Annotated in this window: 22 protein-coding genes and 4 tRNA genes; 10 read left to right on the forward strand and 16 right to left on the reverse strand. The window is 67.5% G+C overall.

Annotated elements, in window-relative coordinates:
* Nucleotides 1-77: 77 nt before the first annotated feature.
* Nucleotides 78-1,460, reverse strand: coding sequence for an MFS transporter (locus NWFMUON74_RS12655; protein ID WP_187687995.1), 1,383 nt, complete (start codon nt 1,458-1,460; stop codon nt 78-80).
* A 97-nt stretch (nt 1,461-1,557) separates the two neighbouring features.
* Between NWFMUON74_RS12655 and NWFMUON74_RS12660 the strand changes: the two genes are divergently transcribed.
* Nucleotides 1,558-2,319, forward strand: coding sequence for an ArsR/SmtB family transcription factor (locus NWFMUON74_RS12660; protein WP_187687996.1), 762 nt, complete (start codon nt 1,558-1,560; stop codon nt 2,317-2,319).
* A 66-nt stretch (nt 2,320-2,385) separates the two neighbouring features.
* Here the strand turns inward: NWFMUON74_RS12660 and arsB are convergent, their stop codons facing one another.
* From arsB to NWFMUON74_RS12675, 3 genes are all read right to left on the reverse strand, one after another.
* Nucleotides 2,386-3,477: an ACR3 family arsenite efflux transporter gene (gene arsB, locus NWFMUON74_RS12665; protein WP_187687997.1), complete on the reverse strand. Its 1,092-nt coding sequence runs from the start codon at nt 3,475-3,477 to the stop codon at nt 2,386-2,388.
* Nucleotides 3,474-3,851, reverse strand: a complete 378-nt coding sequence (locus NWFMUON74_RS12670) for an ArsR/SmtB family transcription factor (RefSeq protein WP_187687998.1) — start codon at nt 3,849-3,851, stop codon at nt 3,474-3,476. The genes arsB and NWFMUON74_RS12670 overlap by 4 nt, the downstream gene beginning before the upstream one ends.
* A gap of 70 nt (nt 3,852-3,921) precedes the next feature.
* A complete protein-coding gene (locus NWFMUON74_RS12675; RefSeq protein WP_187687999.1) occupies nt 3,922-4,434 on the reverse strand; it encodes an ArsI/CadI family heavy metal resistance metalloenzyme in 513 nt (170 codons plus the stop codon).
* A 98-nt stretch (nt 4,435-4,532) separates the two neighbouring features.
* On the opposite strand from NWFMUON74_RS12675, the gene NWFMUON74_RS12680 reads away from it, so the two are divergent.
* Nucleotides 4,533-4,892 carry an Rv2640c family ArsR-like transcriptional regulator gene (locus tag NWFMUON74_RS12680; RefSeq protein ID WP_187688000.1) on the forward strand — a complete coding sequence of 120 codons (360 nt, stop codon included), beginning with the start codon at nt 4,533-4,535 and terminating at the stop codon, nt 4,890-4,892.
* A 66-nt stretch (nt 4,893-4,958) separates the two neighbouring features.
* Here the strand turns inward: NWFMUON74_RS12680 and NWFMUON74_RS12685 are convergent.
* The 3 genes from NWFMUON74_RS12685 to NWFMUON74_RS12695 all read right to left on the reverse strand — a co-directional run bounded on the left by NWFMUON74_RS12685 (nt 4,959) and on the right by NWFMUON74_RS12695 (nt 5,214).
* Nucleotides 4,959-5,033, reverse strand: a tRNA-Val gene (locus NWFMUON74_RS12685).
* Nucleotides 5,034-5,047: 14 nt separating this feature from the next.
* Nucleotides 5,048-5,118 (reverse strand) — tRNA-Cys (locus tag NWFMUON74_RS12690).
* A 23-nt stretch (nt 5,119-5,141) separates the two neighbouring features.
* A tRNA-Gly gene (locus NWFMUON74_RS12695) sits at nt 5,142-5,214 on the reverse strand.
* A gap of 329 nt (nt 5,215-5,543) precedes the next feature.
* On the opposite strand from NWFMUON74_RS12695, the gene NWFMUON74_RS12700 reads away from it, so the two are divergent.
* Nucleotides 5,544-5,615: transfer RNA gene (locus tag NWFMUON74_RS12700), tRNA-Val, on the forward strand.
* A gap of 445 nt (nt 5,616-6,060) precedes the next feature.
* On the opposite strand, the gene NWFMUON74_RS12705 is transcribed toward NWFMUON74_RS12700, so the two are convergent.
* Nucleotides 6,061-6,639 carry a TetR/AcrR family transcriptional regulator gene (locus tag NWFMUON74_RS12705; RefSeq protein ID WP_187688001.1) on the reverse strand — a complete coding sequence of 193 codons (579 nt, stop codon included), beginning with the start codon at nt 6,637-6,639 and terminating at the stop codon, nt 6,061-6,063.
* 92 nt (nt 6,640-6,731) lie between these two features.
* Between NWFMUON74_RS12705 and NWFMUON74_RS12710 the strand changes: the two genes are divergently transcribed.
* Nucleotides 6,732-7,691 (forward strand): NADP-dependent oxidoreductase, encoded by a 960-nt coding sequence (locus NWFMUON74_RS12710; RefSeq protein ID WP_187688002.1) that lies wholly within the window; start codon nt 6,732-6,734, stop codon nt 7,689-7,691.
* A gap of 750 nt (nt 7,692-8,441) precedes the next feature.
* Here the strand turns inward: NWFMUON74_RS12710 and NWFMUON74_RS12715 are convergent.
* Nucleotides 8,442-8,987, reverse strand: coding sequence for a nuclear transport factor 2 family protein (locus tag NWFMUON74_RS12715; protein ID WP_232110995.1), 546 nt, complete (start codon nt 8,985-8,987; stop codon nt 8,442-8,444).
* Between the two features lie 22 nt (nt 8,988-9,009).
* A complete protein-coding gene (locus NWFMUON74_RS12720; RefSeq protein ID WP_187688003.1) occupies nt 9,010-9,441 on the reverse strand; it encodes a nuclear transport factor 2 family protein in 432 nt (143 codons plus the stop codon).
* A 96-nt stretch (nt 9,442-9,537) separates the two neighbouring features.
* On the opposite strand from NWFMUON74_RS12720, the gene NWFMUON74_RS12725 reads away from it, so the two are divergent.
* Nucleotides 9,538-10,047, forward strand: coding sequence for a MarR family winged helix-turn-helix transcriptional regulator (locus NWFMUON74_RS12725; protein ID WP_187688004.1), 510 nt, complete (start codon nt 9,538-9,540; stop codon nt 10,045-10,047).
* 87 nt (nt 10,048-10,134) lie between these two features.
* Nucleotides 10,135-10,413, forward strand: a complete 279-nt coding sequence (locus NWFMUON74_RS12730) for an undecaprenyl diphosphate synthase family protein (RefSeq protein ID WP_232111166.1) — start codon at nt 10,135-10,137, stop codon at nt 10,411-10,413.
* A 280-nt stretch (nt 10,414-10,693) separates the two neighbouring features.
* On the opposite strand, the gene NWFMUON74_RS12735 is transcribed toward NWFMUON74_RS12730, so the two are convergent.
* A protein-coding gene (locus NWFMUON74_RS12735) for an IS3 family transposase (RefSeq protein ID WP_187688005.1) occupies nt 10,694-11,838 on the reverse strand; the annotation gives its coding sequence in 2 pieces (ribosomal slippage) (nt 10,694-11,571 and nt 11,571-11,838; 1,146 coding nt in all).
* Between the two features lie 88 nt (nt 11,839-11,926).
* On the reverse strand, nt 11,927-12,814 hold the full coding sequence (locus tag NWFMUON74_RS12740) for a LysR family transcriptional regulator (RefSeq protein WP_187688006.1): 888 nt from the start codon (nt 12,812-12,814) through the stop codon (nt 11,927-11,929).
* Between the two features lie 136 nt (nt 12,815-12,950).
* Between NWFMUON74_RS12740 and NWFMUON74_RS12745 the strand changes: the two genes are divergently transcribed.
* A complete protein-coding gene (locus tag NWFMUON74_RS12745; protein WP_232110996.1) occupies nt 12,951-13,457 on the forward strand; it encodes a carboxymuconolactone decarboxylase family protein in 507 nt (168 codons plus the stop codon).
* A gap of 487 nt (nt 13,458-13,944) precedes the next feature.
* Here NWFMUON74_RS12745 and NWFMUON74_RS12750 read toward each other — a convergent pair whose 3' ends face one another.
* The 3 genes from NWFMUON74_RS12750 to NWFMUON74_RS12760 form a co-directional block, all read right to left on the reverse strand.
* On the reverse strand, nt 13,945-14,544 hold the full coding sequence (locus NWFMUON74_RS12750; protein ID WP_187688008.1) for a hypothetical protein: 600 nt from the start codon (nt 14,542-14,544) through the stop codon (nt 13,945-13,947).
* Nucleotides 14,545-14,565: 21 nt separating this feature from the next.
* Nucleotides 14,566-15,894 (reverse strand): DNA/RNA non-specific endonuclease, encoded by a 1,329-nt coding sequence (locus NWFMUON74_RS12755; protein ID WP_187688009.1) that lies wholly within the window; start codon nt 15,892-15,894, stop codon nt 14,566-14,568.
* Nucleotides 15,895-16,068: 174 nt separating this feature from the next.
* Complete coding sequence (locus NWFMUON74_RS12760; protein ID WP_232110997.1) at nt 16,069-16,749, reverse strand: cysteine hydrolase family protein; 681 nt, start codon at nt 16,747-16,749, stop codon at nt 16,069-16,071.
* A gap of 399 nt (nt 16,750-17,148) precedes the next feature.
* Between NWFMUON74_RS12760 and NWFMUON74_RS12765 the strand changes: the two genes are divergently transcribed.
* Nucleotides 17,149-17,382, forward strand: coding sequence for a hypothetical protein (locus NWFMUON74_RS12765; protein ID WP_187688010.1), 234 nt, complete (start codon nt 17,149-17,151; stop codon nt 17,380-17,382).
* A 350-nt stretch (nt 17,383-17,732) separates the two neighbouring features.
* On the opposite strand, the gene NWFMUON74_RS12770 is transcribed toward NWFMUON74_RS12765, so the two are convergent.
* Nucleotides 17,733-18,305 carry a TetR/AcrR family transcriptional regulator gene (locus NWFMUON74_RS12770; RefSeq protein WP_187688011.1) on the reverse strand — a complete coding sequence of 191 codons (573 nt, stop codon included), beginning with the start codon at nt 18,303-18,305 and terminating at the stop codon, nt 17,733-17,735.
* Between the two features lie 171 nt (nt 18,306-18,476).
* Between NWFMUON74_RS12770 and NWFMUON74_RS12775 the strand changes: the two genes are divergently transcribed.
* Both NWFMUON74_RS12775 and NWFMUON74_RS12780 read left to right on the forward strand, forming a co-directional pair.
* A complete protein-coding gene (locus NWFMUON74_RS12775; protein ID WP_187688012.1) occupies nt 18,477-19,505 on the forward strand; it encodes an SDR family oxidoreductase in 1,029 nt (342 codons plus the stop codon).
* On the forward strand, nt 19,502-20,509 hold the full coding sequence (locus NWFMUON74_RS12780) for a saccharopine dehydrogenase family protein (protein WP_187688013.1): 1,008 nt from the start codon (nt 19,502-19,504) through the stop codon (nt 20,507-20,509). Before NWFMUON74_RS12775 ends, NWFMUON74_RS12780 begins: the two co-directional genes overlap by 4 nt.
* Nucleotides 20,510-20,549 lie beyond the last annotated feature (40 nt).

Raw genomic sequence — 20,549 nt, forward strand, 5'->3', positions numbered from 1 at the left:
CGCTCTTTCGTTCGAAAAGCGTATCCCCGCAATCGGTCTGCGTGTGGTAGCGGCGGGCCTCGTGTCGGACCGCCGGATCAGTCCCGCGACCGGCCGGGGATCCCGATTCCGGTGAGCGCCAGCGCCCCGATCCACGCCACGGCCGCGGCGACGGCGAGCAGATGCAGACCGGCCACGAAATGCGCGTCGGCGGGTGATCCGGCGACCGCGCCGAAGACGGCCACACCGCAGGCCGTGCCGATCTGCCGGGCGGTGTTGGAGGTGCCGGTCGCCAGCCCGGACCGATCCGGGGGAGTGGCGCGCACCACGGCGGCAACCACCGACGCGGTGATCAGCCCACCGCCGCAACCGATCAGCAGGAACCCGGCGAGCAATGCGGCGAGACCGCCGTCGGCATGGACCAGGGTGAGCAGCAGGGAACCGGCGGCCGACACGACACAGCCGAGTCCGATCGCCGTACGCGGTCCGCGGGCCGCGGTGATCCGCCCCGACACCGGCGCCAGCACCACCAGCGGTATCGCCATGGGCAGCACCGCGATTCCCGCCATGATGGGCGAATAGTGCCGCACCTGTTGCAAATACAGCATGCCGACGAACAGCAACCCGTTGACGATCAGATTCATCGTCAGCGCCACCACGTTGGGACTCAGGAACTTCCTGCGGCGCAACAGGTCCAGTGGCAGGATCGGATGGTCGCTGCGTGCCGAACTCGCCAGCGCGACGGCGAGCGCGATCGCGGTCACCACCGCCGACACCACGGCCGTCCCGCTCGCCTGGCGACCCGCGGAGATGACGGTGAACACCAGGCCGCCCAGGGCTACTACGAATCCCATCAGGCCCGTCACGTCGAACCGCCCGCCGCGCGTCCCGGGCCGGGCGGGCACTGTCCGCAGCGCCGCGACGACCACGAGCGCGGTCAGGGGCACGTTGATCCAGAACACCGGCCGCCAGCCCAGCACACCGGTCAGCACGCCGCCGAGCAATGGTCCCGCGGGCAGCGCCAGCGAGGACACCGCGGCCCAGGTGCCGAGCGCCTTCGCCTGCTCGCCGCGCTCCGGGTACACGTCGACGATGACCGCCATCGTGCTGGGCAGCAGCAGCGCCCCGCCGACACCCTGCACCGCGCGGCCGGCGATCAGCACGGCGGTCGTCGGCGCCAGCGCACAGGCCAGTGAAGCGAGCCCGAACAGTGCGAAGCCCGCCACCAGCACCCGCCGATGGCCGATCCGGTCGCCGACGGTGCCGGCCGCGAGCAGCAGTCCGGCGAGGGCGACGACGTATCCGTCCACCACCCACTGCAGCGTCGACACGTCGGAGCGCAGGTCGCGGCCGATGCTGGGCAGGGCGACGTTCACGATGGTCACATCGAGCAGGACCAGGAACATGCCCGCGCACATCACCGCGAGGACGCGGCCCCGTCGTGCCGCGGCCGGGGTGATCTCGACAGTCCGACTACTCATATTCCGCAGTGTGGTCCCGTAACCGTTCGGGATGCGCCGAAGTGTGGTCGCCCACGATTCGGTGGGGACCGAAACGTCGGCGCGGCAGACTGGTGTCATGAGCGACGAGCGTCCCCTCTACGGCTATACCGACATCGCCGCGGTCGGCGCGCTGCTGGCCGACGCGACGCGGGCACGCATCGTGACCACCCTGACCGACGGTCGCGCGCTGCCCGCCTCGGTGCTGGCCGCCGAGTCCGGAGTGGCGGCCTCGACCGCCAGCGAACACCTGTCGAGATTGGTCGACGGCGGCCTGCTGACCGTGGAACGGTCCGGCCGCCATCGCTACTACCGCCTGTCGAACCGCGAGGTCGCGGCGGCGATCGAGGCCCTGGTGGTGCTCGCCCCCGCCCGCCCGGTCCGCTCGCTGCGCGAATCCACCCGCGCCGCCGCCCTGCGCCGCGCCCGCAGTTGTTACGACCATCTCGCGGGCCGACTGGGTGTCGCCGTCACCGCGGCTCTGCTGGACCATCGTGCCCTGGTGCGCACCGACGGCGGTACGGGAACCGAACGCGCGCAACACGATCCGATCTCCGCCCCGCTCCGCGAGCACCCCTACGAGCTCGGCCCGAACGCCGAACCCCTGTTCGCCGAACTCGGCGTCGACCTCACCACCACCGCCCGCACCCGCCGTCCCCTGCTCCGCTTCTGCGTCGACTGGAGCGAGCAGCGCCACCATCTCAGCGGGACCCTCGGCGCCGCCGTCCTCGCCCGCATGGAATCGGCGGGCTGGGTGGAACGAGCCGCCACCCGCCGCTCCCTGCGAGTCACCGATTCGGGAGCCCGAGTGCTGGACAAGGTGCTGGGTGTGGATGTGTGAGCGCCTGGACCGCAACGAACATGTTCTCCCACCAGGGCTCATCCAAGAGTGTGATGAGTCGTCCGGTCACGACGGGACTCCACTCGGCTGTCGGGATGTGCTGTGCGGGAGGCGCTTTCGCAGTGCGAGGGAGACGTGGACGAGAGCGACGAGGACAGGAACCTCGATGAGTGGGCCGACGACTCCGGCGAGGGCTTGGCCGGAGGTGGCGCCGTAGGTGGCGATCGCGACGGCGATGGCGAGTTCGAAGTTGTTGCCCGCGGCGGTGAACGCCATCGTGGTGGTGCGCGCGTAGCCCAGGCGCAGGACGGCGCCGAGGAGGTAGCCGCCGCCCCACATGACCACGAAGTACGCCAGCAGTGGCACCGCGATCCGCACGACGTCCAGTGGGCGGGAAGTGATCTGGTCACCCTGCAACGCGAACAGGACAACGATGGTGAACAGCAGTCCGCACAGCGCCCACGGACCGAGCCGGGGCAGCAGCCGCGTCTCGTACCAGCTTCGGCCCCTGGCCTTTTCGCCGATCCAGCGGGTGGCGTATCCGGCGAGCAGCGGGATGCCGAGGAAGATCAGCACGGCTTTCGCGGTCTGTCCGGGCGAGGCGTCGATGGTGGCTTGTTCCAGGCCGAGCCACCCGGGCAGCGCCGACAGGTAGAACCAGCCCAGGCCGGCGAACATGACCACCTGGAACAGCGAGTTGAGCGCCACCAGGACGGCGGCGGCTTCGCGGTCACCACAGGCGAGGTCGTTCCAGATGATCACCATCGCGATGCAGCGAGCCAGTCCGACGATGATCAGGCCGGTGCGGTACGCGGGTAGGTCCGGCAGCAACAACCACGCCAGCGCGAACATGAGCGCCGGTCCGAGGACCCAGTTCAGGACCAGCGATCCGGCGAGCAGGCGGCGGTTGCCGGTGACCGAGCCGAGGCGGTCGTAGCGCACCTTCGCCAGCACCGGATACATCATGACCAGCAGACCGGCCGCGATCGGCAGCGAGATCCCGTCCACCCGCACCGCCGACAGACCGTCGCCGAGCCCGGGGATCAGGCGGCCGAGCAGCAGCCCGGCGACCATCGCGGCACCGATCCACACCGGCAGGAACCTGTCGAGGGCCGACAACCCGCCGACGACCGCGGGCTGTTCGGAGGTGGCTGTCACGCGGTCACCGTCACTCCGGCCTCGGCCGCGAGCAGCTCCGAAACATGTTGCAGCGCTTCGGGAACCAGGCGGTAGTAGACCCAGGAGGCGCGTCGCTCGCTGGTGAGCAGCCCGGCCGCGCGCAGCACCTTGAGGTGGTGGGAGATGGTGGGCTGCGAGACGTCCAGGCCGTCGGAGACGTCGCAGACGCAGGCTTCCTGCCCGGCGCGCGCGGCGATCGCCGACAGCAGCCGTAACCGCACCGGATCCGACAATGCCTTGAACACCCCCGCCACCTGCACCGCGATCTCCGCGTCCAGCGGCGGGCGGGTGCGCGGCGTGCCCGCGCACCCGGGCGTGGCCGCACCGATCACCGGTAACTCCGACTTCGACATACATCGATATTGATGGATATCGATATCGAAGGCAAGCGAACGGCCGGTGACCTCACCCACCCGCCCGAGGCTACGAGCAGCAGGTCGTGCCCGAGGTGACCGCCCGCTCCTTCGCCGCACTCCCGCAGCAAGCGCCCTCGGTGGTGGCTTCCTCGGCGGTGCCGCAGCAGGCCCGCACGGCTTCGGCGTCGCCGAGTCGGGTTGTAGCGCCGAAGGATTCGCTGTCGGCCAGTACGGTGTAGACCTCCCAGCGCTCACCACCGGGTCCGGTGACCCAGACCTTGTCCTGGGTGGCGAAACAACACGTGGTCGCGATCTGCTCCTCGGTGAACAGTCCGGCCTTCGACAGGCGCGTGATCTCGCCGTGGACCTGCTCGGAGGTCTCCACTTCGACACCGAGGTGGTTGAGCGTGCCGCCCTCGCCGGTGTTCTCCAGCAGCACCAGCTTCAACGGCGGCTCGGCGATCGCGAAATTCGCGTAGCCGGGCCTGCGCTTGGCGGGTTCGGTGCCGAACAGGGTCGAGTAGAAGGCGACGGCCTGATCGAGATCGTCGACATTGAGAGCGAGCTGGACACGGGACATGGTCAACCTCCGGTTGTGAGATATATGTCGAAGAACTCGACCGGTCCGAGTCTGCCCACATCTTCGACATAAGTCAATAGGGTGGGTAGCATGGCCCCATGCCCAAGGCGTTACCCGTGATCGACATGTCCGCTCCGGTCTGCTGCGCGCCCGTGGCCGCCGGGCCGGTCGGCGACGAGGCCGCGCTGGAAGTCGCGTTGCGGCTCAAGGCAATCGCGGACCCGGTCCGGGTGAAACTGATGTCGCTGCTACTCACCAGCCCCCTCGGCGAAGAGAACAGCGGCAACCTCGCCACCGCCGTCGGCCTCTCGGAGTCGACCGTCAGCCACCACCTGACCCAACTCCGCAACGCCGGCCTCATCGAATCCGAACGCCGCGGCATGAACACCCTCCACCGCGCCCGCCGTGACGCCCTGGCCGCCCTCTGCGTCGTCCTCGACCCCAACTGCTGCCGCTGACCGTCGACACCGAGCCCACACAACAAGAAAGGCCCGGCGGGAGCCGGGCCTGACCTGCGTGAATGTTGGTGCGCGATACTGGGATTGAACCAGTGACCTCTTCCGTGTCAGGGAAGCGCTCTCCCGCTGAGCTAATCGCGCGTGGTGCCTCTCAGAGGCGGCGACGGGAATCGAACCCGTGTGCACGGCTTTGCAGGCCGTTGCCTCACCACTCGGCCACACCGCCAACCAAGGCCGGGTTGGCCTTCGAGCGGATGACGGGATTCGAACCCGCGACCCTCACCTTGGCAAGGTGATGCGCTACCAGCTGCGCTACATCCGCACTTTCGCCTCCGGAGGCCCTCTCGGTACCTTCCGGCTGCGAGAGAGAACATTAGCCCACGTTCCGTGCAGTCAACAAATCCGCAGGTAAATGCGGGTAAATTCGAATGACAGCGCTGTAGTTCAGCTGGTCGGCGGCCCGCTGCAGCATGCCGCCGACCCAGTGGCGGCAGGCTTGTCCGAGCCGCCCGCCCGCCCACCATCCCTCCGCTGCGTGAACGTTCGGAAAACGCCAGGTAGAGCCGCGATTTGGTGTGACGCCGGTGATGCGTGTTAAAGTTCCATCCCGTCCGGACCGGCACCACGAGCCACCCGGACACCCACTCACCCGGTCCCATAGCTCAGCGGGAGAGCGCTCGCCTCACACGCGAGAGGTCGCTGGTTCGAAACCAGCTGGGACCACTCACATCTGCGCAGATCACCGAATCTTCCCTCGCTTGCATGTGTTTTGCGTGCACCATCCGTGCGCTACTACCTCACGTTCCCGTCACACGCGGCTTTCTTCGCATGGACGTGCTGAAGCTGGATCCACGCAGCCCACCGAACCCGCGCGTGGGCTCTCGACATCACATCCGATGATCACAGCCCCAGGTTATCGGGCCTGTAGCGAACGAGGCGCGGAACCGCACCCGATAGACATAGGCGTCCTATGCATCCCATCTAGAAGACTTCTCGATTTCCGTCCGGGACTGTTCGGCTGGGCAAGGACACCGGCGGAAGCTGGATGGGCTTAACCGAGTTCATCATCGCTACCAAACGGGCTTCGTATGGAGACCGTTGGTCGACGTGCTGGTCGGCAGGAGGCCGCCGGGCAGACATGTGGAATGTTTGTCCAGCGCCGGTGCCGTCACCGGTGGGCCGGCGGCCGCAGTCCATCCATCAGGAGGTTCAGCAAGCGACCGGCAAGGGCTTCTTGCTGGGGTTTGGGGGCCACGGTGAAGATGCCGATGAGATTCGCGGCGATGTCTTCGGCGGTGACGTCTCGGCGGAGCTCGTCCACCGCGTGGCCGGCGTCGAGGATTGTGGTGATGGCCGCCAGCAGTTCGGTTCGAGTCCTGCCGTGGGCGATCTCGCCCGTCTCGATCGCCGCCCGCAGCGTGTCGAGCATGCCGTTCTTGGTCGCGATCCAGTCGCCGAACAGGTCCATCCAGCGCCGCATCGCGGCGGCCGGTGGCAGTTGTTCGAGCAGCTCGCGGGCACCGGTCGTGAGCCGCATGACCTGGTCGTGGTAGATCGCCTCCACCAGCGATTGTTTGGTAGGGAAGTGCCGGTAGAGCGTGCCGATGCCGACTCCGGCCTCGCGGGCGATCGCGCGGAGCGACGGCTCGCGCTCAGCCAGTGCGAACATGCGGGTCGCCACCACGAGCAGCTGGTCGCGATTGCGTGCTGCGTCCGCACGCCGTGTGGGGGTCTCCGCCTCTGCCAAAACGGATCATGCTCCGGTTGTGTTACGGTCGATCATGTAAGCGGAGCATAGTCCGTTTCTGTGCGTTCTTCCTACCGAGGAGGCAGGCGAGTATGCAGGCACAGGGTGACAACGCAAGCCGGGCGGTCCGGCTCGATTCGTTCGGCGGGCCGGAAGTCCTCGATATTCGTGAAGTCCCTGTCCCCGACGCCGGACCAGGACAGATACGCGTTCGGGTGACAGCGGCCGGGCTGAACCCGATGGATTGGGTCATGACCGCGGACGCGGACACCGCCGGCCGATTCGGGTTGACCTTGCCGGTCGGATTCGGGACCGACTACGCGGGAGTGGTCGACCAGGTCGGTGACGGAGTGACCGGCTTCGTGCCTGGCGACCGAGTGTTCGGCGGCGCCTTGTCGCGCGCTGTCGCCGACTTCGTGGTGGTCGACGCGGACTCGGGCACCGCGGCGAACGAAGCCCATCACACCCCCGACGGCGTCGACGACCGCACCGCGGCCACCCTCACGATCGCCGGACGTACGGCATCGGCTGCGCTGGACGTGGTCGGGCCCGGACCGGGGGACACCGTGCTGATCGGCGGCGCAGGGGGCGGCGTCGGGGTGTTCGCCGTCCAGCTCGCCCGGATCGCGGGGGCGCGGGTGATCGGAACGGGATCGGCGGCATCAGCCGGCTACATACGCGATCTCGGAGCCGAGCCGGTCACCTACGGTGACGGTTTGGAAGACCGGGTCCGCGCGCTGGCTCCCGACGGCATCACCGCTGCGATCGATCTCTTCGGCACCGAGGCAGTGCACGCCGCACGAGCACTCGGCGTCCCTGACTCTCGCATCACCACCATCGCCACCCAGATCGACGGGATCACACCAGCCAACGGTGCCGCCGCCGCCCCCGGCGCACTGGAAGAACTCGCCGACTTGGTTGCGACCAGCCGACTGCGTGTCCCCATCGCCGCAACCTTCCCGATAGAGCAGATCCGCACCGCGGTCGAGCGCCAGGCCGGCCGGCGCGTGAAGGGCAAGATCGTCATCGACCTCGAGAAATCTGGCGCGTAACGCGACGGAGAATCCTGTATCGGCGCATAGTGCGCCGTTCGAACGCCCAAACCCGCGTGCCACCAGGCACACCCGAGCAACCCGCCAACGGCCGCCCGGAAACCGGATGCGCTCGGTCAGCTCGCCCCGTGAACTCTCCCGTGAGGATCCCGACGCACTCCCGCAGGACCACCCGACCGGCGCCTCGCGTCAATTACTGGTCGCCACCGGCGCGTCGGACCCGCGCGACACGTTCACGGGAATAGCGCGTTTCGAATGGCGCCGCCCATCAGTGGTCGCGGTGACATTGCATGCTCGCAACCATCGGTTGGATATCACTGTGCGGCAATGGGTTCCGGCCGGTGCGGCAGCCCGCTGCCGCCGAAGCGCAGCGGCTGCGATGGTGACCCACTTTGTTGAAGGGGCTCGATTGCGTCAGAGGTGAGCGACAGTGCGAGGTCTCGAGCTTCGAGTTGGGGCCAGGCGGGCGCGGAGTTGGCGGTTCGGATGAATCGGGTCCAGTAGTCGAGGAGTTGTTCGGCCGGGGAGTGCTGAGCGGTGGTGAGTGACGCCTGCGGCGGAGGACGTCCACGCCGATGCCGACGCGCGGGAGCGGCCACGCCTCGGTGAGGTCTCTCGGTAAGTACGCTCGGCGGTCCGCGGAAGCGCTGATCCGGTGGCAAGCTCAGGCCGAGCCCGCCGCCCGGCGGCGGCAACAGCACGTCTCCGGGTGGCGGGTCGGTTGGCATACTCGCAGTTGAGGGGCAGGGATCATTCCTTACGGATCCAGGCGGGCGTAATCCGGATCTCGCTGAGTCGCCAGCCCGCCGAGGTCCGCACCGCGGTGCAGGTCTGCCGGAGACTGCCTGTCTGGTGGGGTGGCCGGCCGTCGCGGTAGTAGTACACGATCGAGTTCGACGAGGCAGCGGCTTGGTCGCCGTTCACGTTCACCAGCAGGTCGGTGGTCGTGTGCTGGGTGTATTCCCCGTCGACCTCGGCCTCTCGCATGAAGTCGACGACCTTGGCGATACCGCGGACTTGAATTCGGGGTGAGTCGACCTGCACGTCGTCGGCGAAGACAGTGCCGACATCGCCCCACCGCCGCTCATCGAGCAGACGGGCGAAGTGGGTGAACAGGTCGGCGATCTCGAGGCGGTCGTCGGTCGATGCAGCGGTGGACATGGCGTCCTCTTTCGTTGTCGTGGCGGAGGTGCGGCTCTCGGGCGAGGCCATGGGGTCGGTGCCGCAGGCGGTGGCGGTGAGGGCGAGAGTGAGGGTGGCGGCGCAGGTTGCGGCGGCCCGGAGCGCTCGGTGCATACCTTCCTCGATTCCGATCGGCTTACAGAGCCCGAGCCAGCGCTTCGGTCAGTGCCACCGGTGATACTTCGAGTCGGTCGAAGCGCCAGCCGCTAGCGCTGCGGCGTGCCCTGTAGCGGTGGATCGCGGCTGCGACGGCCTCGGTCTCGGCGTCGATGACGTAGACGGCGAGGTCGTGCGCCCGCAGCGTCGCGGTGTCGCCATCGATCTCGATGACGACGTTGCACTTGCTGTGCAGAGTGCGGGCGTACGCGTCATGCCCCTTGCGCGCGAGGGCGGTGAGCGCCTCGATGCCGTGCGCCTCCCCGCGGACGGAGGTGACCACGACGTCCTCGGTGAAGAGCAGGCCGGTGTCGGCGAAACCCTCATCGACCCACAGGCTGTGGCGGGCGACGAGTTCGGTCAGTTCAGCGCGGTCGGCGAGGTCGCGGATCAAGGCGTCGATGCTGGTCATGCGAGTCTCCTACAATCTGTTAGTGATACTAACGTTAGTGATATTAATGAACATAGATCGTTAGTGGCACTAACGCAAGTGCGGTACGCTCCGGTCATGGAGACCGGCGAGGAACTGCGGTTCGACCACGGTGAGCACACACCGGCGCGGCTCAAGCGACAGCTCGCACGCCTCGCCTCGATGACAGCCGCCCAGATGGCCCGTGTCTCGCGTGATGCGCTGCGGGCCGCGGGCGCCCGCAAGGACCACTTCGTGGTGCTGGCCGCGCTCGCCGAGTCCGGTCCGGTGAGCCAGGCGGGGCTGTCCGACCGGACCAGCGTCTACAAGAGCGACCTCGTCTCCGTCATCAACGACCTAGAAGACGGCGGGTGGGTTCGCCGGTCCCCCGACCCCGCCGACAAGCGCCGCAACGTCATCACCATCACCGAACTGGGTGAGCGTCGCCTCGCCGAGCTCGACCGCGTCCTCGACGGCGTCAACGAACACATCATGACCCCGCTCGACCGCGACGAACGCGCGCAGCTGTTCAACCTGCTCAACCGCATCAACATTCATCTCGCCACAGCAGCGGATGGCACCCGTCCGCCGGGCCGGAAAATCCCCTAGAGGGATGGACCATCCAGGTCGAGTTGACTCACTCTCGCATTCGGACACGGCGGCCGCCGCGACATACTCCACGCCATAACCTCACTGATCGACACGCCCGAGCGTCCACCACAACTCACCGAAGCCACACTCGCCGGGCACTTCGAACACCCCGACATGCCCGATGTCGACCTGCTGATCCGAACAGCAGGGGAACAACGCCTCTCCAACTTCCTGCTCTGGCACGCCGCCTACGCCGAACTCGTATTCCTCGACGTCCTCTGGCCCGACTTCCGCGCAGAGCACTACCGGCAAGCCATCCAGAGCTACCACCAACGCAACCGCCGCTTCGGAGCAGCCCCACAACTCGCCAACCATGCTCCGTGATCGACGCACCAGACCATCACTCTGGTCGGACAGAATTGGGGTGGCATGATCGGCAGCCCGGTCGCGCATCGACCGGCGATGGCTCACCGGTGAACCAGGGTTTCACGCTGACAGAGTGACCCGGCGACTCCCCGGGCGATCGGCGCGGTACCACGAGGGTCTGCTGCCACCGACTCCCGCGCCATATCGATCAGGGCCATCCTGGAGGAAACCGTTGCGGCTGACCGGTCCCCGATGACGGGACCACCCGGTATTCGAGTCCGGGTTGTTTTATCCAGATTCAGTTGATGCCGCACGCCACCGGGTGGTGGGCGTGGGTGCAGGCCGCAGCGTACTCGGCCGGCGTCAGGTAGCCCAGCGCTGAATGCCGATGTCGCCGGTTGTGATCGTCCTTGAAATCGCCGATCATCACGCGGGCCTTGAGCAGGCTCGTCCAGTGGTTGCGGTTGAGGCATTCCGCGCGTAGCCGCCGGTTGAACGATTCGACGAATCCGTTGTTCCACGGCGTGCCTGGCGGAATGTAGGCGATCCCCACCTGGTCGGCGCAAAACTGTTGCAGCACAAGGGAAATCATCTCCGGTCCGTTGTCCATGCGTAGCACTCGCGGCGGGCCGCCGCGTGCGGTGAACACCTTCTCCAGCTCGGTCACGAGCCTTTCGGCGGTGATCGAGCGCTCGACCAGATGTAGCAGCGACTCGCGGGTGTGCTCGTCGATCATCGACGCGATCTTCACCGCCCGCCCATCGACGGTGGAGTCGAACTGGAAATCCAACGCCCACACCACCTTCGGCGCATCAGCCTCGATCGATGGCACCGACGAGCACCCGGCCCGTTTACGCGGGTGATGCTCGCGCACCTGCAGCCCCTCCTCGCGCCAGAGCCGGTGCACCTTCTTCAGATTCACCGAACTGCCCTCGTCGAACCGCAGTGCCGCCCAGGCACGCCGGAACCCGTGTCCTTGGTGTTTCGTGGCGTAGGCGCGCAGCCAAGCCCGCAAACCGGCGTCCGGATCCTCTGACGTCTGTGCCACCGGCAGCCGCCGATACGTGGCACGGTGGAGCCCAACCACCTTGCAGGCGAACCTTTCCGACAAGCCCTTCACCTGTTTGAGCATGTCCACGGCCCGCCGCTTCGTGGCCGGGCTCAGAATTTTCCCTTCGCGACCTCCCGCAGCGCGTCCTTCTCCAACTCCGCATCCGCCAGCAGCCGCTTCAACCGTGCGTTCTGCTCCCGCAGCTCCTTCAGCTCTTTCGCCGCGTCGGTGTCCACACCGCCGTACTGGCGGCGCCAGTTGTACAACGTCGCCGCCGACACCCCCAGCTCCGCAGCAATCTCCTCACCGACCTTGCCGGCCGCGGCCAGCTCGTCGGCACGGCGCAGCTTCCGCACGATCTCCTCCGCGGAATGCCGCTTCCGTCCAGCCATGTCCCTCATCGTCCCTTCCAGCCCCTACCAGGGCCAACAAGGACTCTAATACCGACTGGTCTCATTCATTGGGGACCGGCCACGGCCGCTACTCGTATCGTGGCCCGAGTTCCCGCACGACATCGGCAAACGCCCTGATCGCGTCGGTTTCCGCGGTGGTGCGCCACACCAGCGCGTAGCTGAGGGGCAGCAGATCGGGGACCGGTAACCAGCGCAGGTCCGGGCGATTCCAGTAGCGGGCCGCGTGCCGAGGCTGGACCGTGACGATGTCTCCGGTCGCGGTCAGGTGCACCAGTTCTTCGGTACTGGTGACGACGCGGGTGCGTTCGATACGTGTCTTTTTCCGGGCCTGTGCCGATATGAAACTGTCCACCCAATATTCCGGCGCCGATTCCGTGGTCGGGTGACAGAAATTCCGCAGCACAGTCGGCGAGGCCGACTCTTCGACGCTCAGTTCGTGATCCGCTGCCACCCCGAGAACGCGCCGCTCGACAGTGATCGTCGGTCCGACGGTCAGGTCCGGCTCCTCGATCGGCAACCACGCGATCAAGATATCGAGATCGCCTCCGCGTAAACCGGCAAACGGATCCACGAAACGCGCGAACGACAGCTGTACGTTCCACTGCGGATACCGGTCGCGGAAACGAACCCAATATCTCTCGAGGTCATAGCCGCTGAGCATCAGCGAACCGACCCGGAGCGCCCCCGCCTTGCCGGTCGCGGACAGGCGTGCCCGGCGCAGACTGGCCTCCAGACCGGCGCGGACCGGAAGGAGGTCGTCCCGCAGCTGCGCGCCTACCGTGGTGAGCCGAACAGTGCGATTGTCCCGATCGAACAACAGCGCACCGATCGCGCGTTCCTGCTTCTTGATCGCCTGGCTGACCCGTGCGACCGAGACATGCAACCGGGCGGCAGTGCGACCGAAGTGCAACTCCTCCGCCAGCGTCAGAAAAATCTCGATATCACGAATCTCCACGGCTACCTCGCATGTCAACACAGCGGTTAACGCAGCGTTGCACACTTCGCCGTTGTTTCTCCAGTTCGCCGAGCTGATCGTTGAGGTCGGACGACAGCTTCGCCATCGGCTGTCGAAGGATGGAAGGACAATGACAATGACAACTGCGGAACAGGTGCGGGTCTCGCGGATGCCGAATCCGGTTCAGCTCGTCCCGGAGATGGGCCAGACCGCTGCCGCATTGCGCGGCGTGACCGGTAACGGCACGATCGCGCCGGCCACTGTCGGACTGGTACAGCTGCGTGCCGGGCAGATCGTGGGGAGCACTTATCTCGCCGTCCTGCACACCGGCGCATTGCGCAAGCAAGGCGAGACCGAGGAACGGATCGCCGCGGTCGCGACCTGGCCGACATCGCCGTACTTCACCGAGGCCGAACGCGCCGCTCTGGCCTTGGTGGAAGCGGTGCTGCAGCCCTCGTCCGGGAGCGAACGCGTCACTGATGCCCTATACGAGGAGGTCTCGGCCCAGTACAGCGATCGGGAGATCGCCACGCTCGCCATGGTGATCGGTGAGGTGAACTTCTACGTCCCGCTCGCGGTGATCGGCAAACCACTGCCCGGCGTATCACCAGCGCGGCAGTGGACTCCCGCGGCGGCTCGATAGCGGTGGCGCGGCGGGCTTGACCTTCCACCCGCTGGAAGGTTCAGGCTGCATTCGTGACCAGACCGGCCTGGCCGAGGTGGCGCCCGCGCATGCGCGGGCGCTGGACGCCGAGATCCGCACACTGCGGGTGCGCCGCGCGGTGCCGCGGTCGGTCGCGCAACGCCATAGCACGCCGCGGTCGCGACCGCGAAATGGCTGTTCTGGGACCGCGAGCAAAGCCGGAACGCCCCGGCAGGCCCCGTCCTCGGCCGTGCGATCGACCGCCGGAGTCGGAGGCACAGGCGCGCTCGCGGAGCGCGATCGACCGGCCGAGAAATATCGGCGTCGGTTCCGGTATTTGCCGGAAGTGATTGGTTCCGCCGATCTGTGCGGCAGCCCACTGCCGACGAAGCGCAGCGGCTGCGATGGTGACCCACTGCGGTAGGTAGCCGTAGCAACTGGCCGTGGGTCGCCAACGCCTCGCCGGGAGTGCTGTGCGTAGACGTGGTCAGCTCATGGTGGCGGCGTCGATGCGCGCGGTGACAGGGGCCGCCGGGTCGGTGGGGTCGTAGATTTCGCAGAACGGCCGGCCACCGTCGGGCAGGACGGCGTCGAGGTTCCACAGCGGGATCGGCGCGGTTCGGCGGGTGAGCCAGGCGAGTAGGTATTCGGTGACGGTGCCGGGGTGGAAGCCCCAGTCGAGCTTGTCGGCGTCGGTGAATACCAGCGTCCACCGGGCCGGGTCGGGGTCGTGGGCGTCCCATAGGCAGTAGTCGCCGCCGAAGGATCCGCCCCACTGGATCAGCGAGGTCGCCTCGATCGATACCGCGGCTGGAACGTTGTCCGGAGTGTCGCCGAATTCGTTGTCGCCGAGGGGTTCTCGGGCGGCGAGGGTGACCTCGGCGAGATCGAGCCAAGGTTCGGTGGCGGGCCGGAACAGGCGCAGGGCGTTGCAGAAGCGCACGTCCCCGTAGGTCGACAGGAGCTGTTGGAAGTCGTCGGGGAGGGCGGTGACGCCGAGGCGTCGCGCGACGGTGGTCCAGTCGAAGGCTGCGCCGGCGCCGGGTGGGGGCGGGAGCAGGGTAGTGAGGTCATCCAGTGCGGTCATCGGTTTCTTCCTGTGCCGGTGTCAGAAGTTCTGGACGTACGTCGGTGGCAGATTCCAGCCCTGGTCACCCCAAGCCTGGAGCAGATAGTAGTCCGGGACGACCTTGTCGTCGGTGTAGACCGGCACCTTCACGTAGGTGACGTTCTGTACCGGTACCCCCTCGGCTTCGCCTCGCACGACCTTGCCGAGGTACTGCTCGTAGACCCGCATCGCGCCGGTGTTCGTCGCGCCCAGTTCCGGGGCGAGGAATTGCGGGACATTGCCGGGCCCGCCGTACTGGTTGGGCCACAGGTGCCCGCGCTGGTAGGCGCCGGTCGCGCCGGGCACGTCGACGGTCGGCACCCCGGTGCGGGGGCTCTTGGCGCCCGCGGCGTCGAGGTAGCCGTAGGAGCCGGTCGGGCGGCCCAGCGGGTCCAGGGGACCGGCGACCGCGCGGGTGTTACCGGGCCCGGCGTAGAGCGCGGGACCGCTGTTGCTGGTCGCGCCGGTGCCGGTCAGGTCGGGCAGCCGATAGACCTGGCCGTTGCCCGAGTTCGACGGCGCCGGAACGGCTTTCGCCACATCCAGCAGCCGGGGCGCGGAGGCGAAGAACTCCTGCTGGGTGCCGGTCATGCCGGGCCGGCCGGGTGGGGTGGGGAGTCCGGGTGCTTGCATCGGTTCCGTGGGGGCGGGGGTGAAGCGCGGGTTCGTGGCCACGCTACCGGGCAGCGGCGACGGCGCTTTCAGGGTGGCTCCGGCGGCGGTGGCCGGGTTGTAGGCGGTGCCGGGGCGGATACTCGGCGGGGCCAGGATCTGTGAGGGCCGTACCGGAACCGGCAGCGGCTGGGTCACGACCGGCGCGGCGGGTGCCGCGGGCGATGCCTTCAGCCCCGGCGCGCCCTGTCCCGGCGCGGGGGCCGGCGGGCCGGGGACCTTCACCGCGGGAGGCGGTGCGGGAGCCGGTCCCGGGGCCGGGCCTGGCGCGGGGGCCGGTCCGGGTGTGTTCGGCGGGGGTGCGCCGCCGACGTCGGGAACGTCCTGGCCTTGCGAACGGCATTGCTGCGCTTGCGCGTTCAGCACTGCGGCCTCGGCGTTGCCGCGCTCGGCCTCGGCGTTGTACGCCGCGACCGCGGCCGGATCCTTCGGATTCGGCGGATTCGCGTTGTGCGCCGCCGCGGCCGCGTTGTGCGCCTGAATCTGCCCGATCAACGCCTGACAGTCCACCGGATCCGCCATCGCGGCCGGTGCCAGCAGACCTGCCAGCGCGATCAGCCAGACCAGCAGGACGGCGAGGACGCGCACGGCACGCGTTCCCGCCGAGAGCAGGGCTGTGGTAGTTCTCGGGTGCAGCCGCACGCTGATATCCCGCATCGTTTGTCCCCCAGACAATTTCGATCTCGAACGCTTCGAGAATGTCAGGGTGACCGCGAATCCTTATCGATCCCTTGGCGACCGCTGAGTGGCATCCGCAGAGATCAGGCCGCCACCAACCGGCCGGGCTGGCCCACTGCGCGCGCGATCTGCCGGGTTCACGGGAACCGGTCGTCAGTGATCGGGTGTGGGTTCGGTCCAGTAGTCGGGGTTGCGGCCGTAGTTGGCGGTGGTGTAGGCGCGGTCCCAGGGCGCGCCGGGTGCGAGCAACTCTCGCCATCCGGCGACTTCGACGTAGAGCACTCGCATGGAATTGAGCGCGCCGTGGTGCAGGTCGGGGCCGTCGGTGGAGACGGCGTCCTCGGCGACCGCGACGTCGTAGTTGTATTCCAGCGCGGCGCGGACGGTGGCCTCGACACACACGTTGGTTTGTAGTCCGGCCACGATAAGCCGTTGCACACCCAGGCTTTTCAGGACAGGCGCGAGTTCGGTGTAGGCGAAGAAACTGTGCCGGGTCTTGTCCAGCACGATGTCGTTCGGCTGCGGCGCGACCGCCTCCATGATCTGCCTACGCCACCGCGTGTGCTGCGGTGACAGATCCGGCAGCCGATGCCGGCGCGAGCGCAGGTGACCCGCCGACCGCGGATTGGCGGCCAGGCTCCCTGCCGGGCTGGTGACCTGGCGGGAGTACAGCACCGGGACACCCGCCGCACGTGCGGTATCGAGCAGTCGCGCGCATTCACCGATGATGTCGCCGAGCCGCCAGATCGGCGGCCACCCGAGAGCATCGCGGAGCCCGTCGTCGGCGAGGTAGCCGTTCTGCATGTCGATCATCAACACCGCGGAATCAGGCACGAGCAGCGACTCCCTCCCGCAGACGCGAGCACAACCAGGCTCACCTATTGTCGTTGCCGCGCAACACTTCCACCGTGCTTTCGCGCCGATTCAGTGCCTGGCCTGGTGTCGGATTCGTGAGGTCTTGGGTTCGAGTCACGGAGGGGCAACGCGGTACGGCCGGCCGGACGGTAGTGTCCGGACGGGGGTTTCGTGGTCGGACATTCGGGGTGAAAGCGACTGACCGGGACGTTTTCGCGACCTGCGGCGATCGCAATATCATCCCCGACGGCGGCGGTAACGATCTGTTCGTGTTGCAGCGGGGGACCAAGCCCCCGTCGATCGCTGATGCCGAGAAGGACGCTGATCGGAAGGTCCCGAGGTTACTACAAACGCCATTGCAAGGAGATCTGAGCAGAGATGCCGGACGAGAAACGACTGTGGGAGATCCGCCTGGGAGTCGTCGCCTCAGAGGCCGAAGCCCGCGCGGTCGCCGAGCAGATCGAGCGGCTGCTGTGCCCGGACCCCGACCACGCTCCGCCGTGCCCGATCCCGTGGAGTATCAGCACCACCGCAGAGGACGATATGGAACCGGAGCAGCGGGAGATGTACGACGACGTGGTGGAACAGCACCGCATCGAGTCCGGCGCCTAACGACCATCGGCTGGGTGACCGGGATGCGTCGCGCACCCAGGTCACCCGCACGATTCAAAGCCTTATCCGCCCTTTATTCGCGCGGCGGCGTGGCCCGACGACGCGAACGGAGTCCGGTCTTGTCGGACATGAACGAGCCCGATCTCGTCGACTTCGAAAACCCGTCCATGCGAGGTCTCGACGACGCTATGCAACAGTGGCAGGAGACCAACGAGCGGCGACTCCGGGACCACTCATGCCGACGTCAGCAAATCCCAGCGCCTCATGGTCTCCGGATGACTTTGTAATGGCCCAGAAGTGAAAGTGCTGCTGGTCGTCGGCAGGTGCGGCATCCTGTTGTTTCGCTGGCGTCAGATCGGTGGCTTCGGGTCCATGCCGCCGGTGATCAGGGCCGCGAGGTTGGCGACGGCTGTCGTCTCGGCGATTCTTCGGTGTGCCATTCGCTGTGACAGCGCTTCGGCCGCACCGACGATACCGATGCAGCGCACGTGGAGCTCGTCTCGAGACAGGGCCGAGTAGGGTGCGAGCGCATCGCGGAAGATTCCGATGCAGCGGTCCGCGAGGTCTTGTTGGACCGCGTCCATCTCCGGACTGCCTTTCAGCGCGGCGGAAATGGCATGCCACTCCGGTCCGGCTGTGCGGTGGCACGTGAGGTAGGCAACGCTGAGGACCCGGGCGACATCGTTCAGACGCCGTGGCGCGTGTTCGAGCGCATGCAGCAATTCGTCGGCCTGGCGATCGTCGATCCGCCGGTAGAGCTCTATCAGCAAGGCGGATCGAGTGCCGAAGTGCTCATAGGCGACCGGTTTGCTGACGCCGGCCTGTTCCGCGAGAAAGCCCAGGGTGAGCGCATCGGCTCCGTGTGCCCCGATGATGCTCATCGCGGTCTCGAGCAATTGCTCGTGCCGCTCGGCCTTCGGCATCCGCTTCGTCACCGGCCGTGTTGCGGATGGCAAACCAGACCTCCTGATCTTCTTCGAGCGCCTTGACGCGGGCTCCGTGCACACTCTAACCTACCATCAGTAACTTACCAATGGTAGGTTACTGGATTCATGACCCGCACCCAGCGGATCATCCCCAGGAGGAGCTCGAATATGTCCAACAGCAGCTCACCGGTGCTGATCATCGGTGGCTCCGGAGTGGTGGGCTCGGCGACGGCGCGCACACTGCGCCGTCTGCATCCCGAACTGCCCATCGCCCTCGGCGGTCGCGATCTGGCGAAAGCCGAAGGCGTCGCCGCCACGATAGAAGGCGCCACGGCGGTGGCCATCGACCTGAACCGCCCCGATCTGGGGCTACCCGCGGGAGCCTCCTACAGTGCGATCGCGGTTCTCGTCAAAGACGCGACGCTGAACTCGCTGCGCTATGCGCTGGCCCATCGGCTGCCCTACCTCAGCATCTCCAGCGGCACTTTCGAAATCGGCCCCGAGGTCGCGCTCTTCGTCCACAACCCGGATCGCTCACCGGTGGTGCTGGCGAGCCACTGGCTGGCCGGCGCGGCGGTCTTCCCGGCGCTGCGTCTGGCCGACGATTTCGACGTGGTGGACGAAATTCGCATCGGGGCGGTCCTCGACGACCAGGACGTGGGCGGCCCCGCGGCGGCCGACGATTACGAACGCCTCACCTCGGTGTCCCCGGCCGCGCTCACCATCAGCGGTGGTAAGGCATCGTGGGTGGTGGGTGATGCCGCCGAGGGCCGCGTGCGCAGTGTCGATGGATTCGAGATGGACGCGCACGCGTACTCGCCGTTCGACATCATCGGTCTCTCCGCGGCGACCGACGCCTCCGCTCTCCGTTTCGACTTCGCCCTGGGTACGTCCGCCAGCCGACGGCGCGGGGAACGGTTCTCGACCGAAATCGTTATCGAACTGTCCGGAACCAGGAAGGACGGAACCCGGGGCAGCGCCTCCAGCGAGATCGTCCACCCCGGCGGCCAAGCCCCGCTGACCGCCCTCGGGGTGGCGCTCGCCGTCGAGCGACTGCTGGGACTCGACGGTCACTCGGCTCCCGCGCCAGGACTGTATCTGCCGGAAACCTTGCTGGACCCAGCGTATTTCGTGCGCCGCATGCGGGAATTCGGCGCGCGTTTCAATGTCCGCGACAACCAGGCGGTGACAGCATGACAACCACTGTCCACCCTCCCGTGCTCGTTCTGGGCGGCACCGGCAGCCTCGGCGCACGCACGGTACGGACGCTTCGCCGCCTTCATCCCGAACTGCCCTTGACGATTGCCGCCCGCGACATGAGCAGGGCCGACGCTCTGGCGGCCGAGATCGGAAACGCCACGACGACAACGGTCGACCTCGACCGAGCGGACCTCGGCCTCGCCGGCCGGGCGAGCTACAGCGCGGTCGTCACCGCGGTGCGGGACCATTCGCTCAATACGCTGCGATATGCGCAATCGCAGCAGATCCCATATGTCGCGCTGTCGGACGGGATATTCGAAATCGGCCCGACCGTCGCGCGCCACATTCACACACCCACCATCCCGGTCCTGCTCCTCGGACACAGCGACGGCGGCGTACCGCTGGTCGCCGCACTGCATTTCGCCGCGGAGTTCCGCACTGTCGACACTATCGAGATAGGTCTGCTGTTCGATCCCGAGGACCCGTTCGGCCCGGCCTCGGCGGTGGATCTGGAACATATCGGACGGGTAGGACCGCGGCCGCTCATCGTGCGGGACGGCCGCTGGCACTGGGCGGGGCCCGAACTCGCCGCTCGCCGCTTCACCGACGTCGACGGCGTCGAGCACGAAGGCAGCGCCGCGGGCCTGTTGGATGTGCTCGGTCTCGGCGCGGGCAGCACGGCGAGATCGGTCCGGATCGACCTCGCGGAAGGACAGACCGCCAGTTCCCGCCGTGGAGAGGGCCCCTCGCACGAGGCCATCATCGAGATCGAGGGCGAACACCGCAGCGGACAGCGAAGCCGCCGCCGCTACGAAATCGTCGACCCCGACGGCTATGCCGCACTGAGCGCCCGCGGTGTCGCCCTGGCCGTGGAGCGCCTACTGGGCCTCGACGGGAACCCGGTCCCGACGCCGGGCCTGTATCTACCGGAACGGCTGATCGACCCGGTTCACCTGATGAAACGGCTCGCCGACTTCGGCGTCACCGTCACCACCAAGTGACGACCGCGCACAACGGCCCGCCGGATGCGGTCACCGGGAA

The organism is Nocardia wallacei (genome assembly GCF_014466955.1).
Taxonomy (GTDB): domain Bacteria; phylum Actinomycetota; class Actinomycetes; order Mycobacteriales; family Mycobacteriaceae; genus Nocardia; species Nocardia wallacei.

Coding starts and splice junctions, on each gene's coding strand:
- NWFMUON74_RS12655 (WP_187687995.1), bottom strand. CDS start 1,460: ATGAGTAGTCGGACTGTCGAGATCACCCCGGCCGCGGCACGACGGGGC.
- NWFMUON74_RS12660 (WP_187687996.1), top strand. CDS start 1,558: ATGAGCGACGAGCGTCCCCTCTACGGCTATACCGACATCGCCGCGGTC.
- NWFMUON74_RS12670 (WP_187687998.1), bottom strand. CDS start 3,851: ATGTCGAAGTCGGAGTTACCGGTGATCGGTGCGGCCACGCCCGGGTGC.
- NWFMUON74_RS12675 (WP_187687999.1), bottom strand. CDS start 4,434: ATGTCCCGTGTCCAGCTCGCTCTCAATGTCGACGATCTCGATCAGGCC.
- NWFMUON74_RS12680 (WP_187688000.1), top strand. CDS start 4,533: ATGCCCAAGGCGTTACCCGTGATCGACATGTCCGCTCCGGTCTGCTGC.
- NWFMUON74_RS12710 (WP_187688002.1), top strand. CDS start 6,732: ATGCAGGCACAGGGTGACAACGCAAGCCGGGCGGTCCGGCTCGATTCG.
- NWFMUON74_RS12715 (WP_232110995.1), bottom strand. CDS start 8,987: ATGCACCGAGCGCTCCGGGCCGCCGCAACCTGCGCCGCCACCCTCACT.
- NWFMUON74_RS12720 (WP_187688003.1), bottom strand. CDS start 9,441: ATGACCAGCATCGACGCCTTGATCCGCGACCTCGCCGACCGCGCTGAA.
- NWFMUON74_RS12725 (WP_187688004.1), top strand. CDS start 9,538: ATGGAGACCGGCGAGGAACTGCGGTTCGACCACGGTGAGCACACACCG.
- NWFMUON74_RS12745 (WP_232110996.1), top strand. CDS start 12,951: ATGACAACTGCGGAACAGGTGCGGGTCTCGCGGATGCCGAATCCGGTT.
- NWFMUON74_RS12750 (WP_187688008.1), bottom strand. CDS start 14,544: ATGACCGCACTGGATGACCTCACTACCCTGCTCCCGCCCCCACCCGGC.
- NWFMUON74_RS12755 (WP_187688009.1), bottom strand. CDS start 15,894: ATGCGGGATATCAGCGTGCGGCTGCACCCGAGAACTACCACAGCCCTG.
- NWFMUON74_RS12765 (WP_187688010.1), top strand. CDS start 17,149: ATGCCGGACGAGAAACGACTGTGGGAGATCCGCCTGGGAGTCGTCGCC.
- NWFMUON74_RS12770 (WP_187688011.1), bottom strand. CDS start 18,305: ATGCCGAAGGCCGAGCGGCACGAGCAATTGCTCGAGACCGCGATGAGC.
- NWFMUON74_RS12775 (WP_187688012.1), top strand. CDS start 18,477: ATGTCCAACAGCAGCTCACCGGTGCTGATCATCGGTGGCTCCGGAGTG.
- NWFMUON74_RS12780 (WP_187688013.1), top strand. CDS start 19,502: ATGACAACCACTGTCCACCCTCCCGTGCTCGTTCTGGGCGGCACCGGC.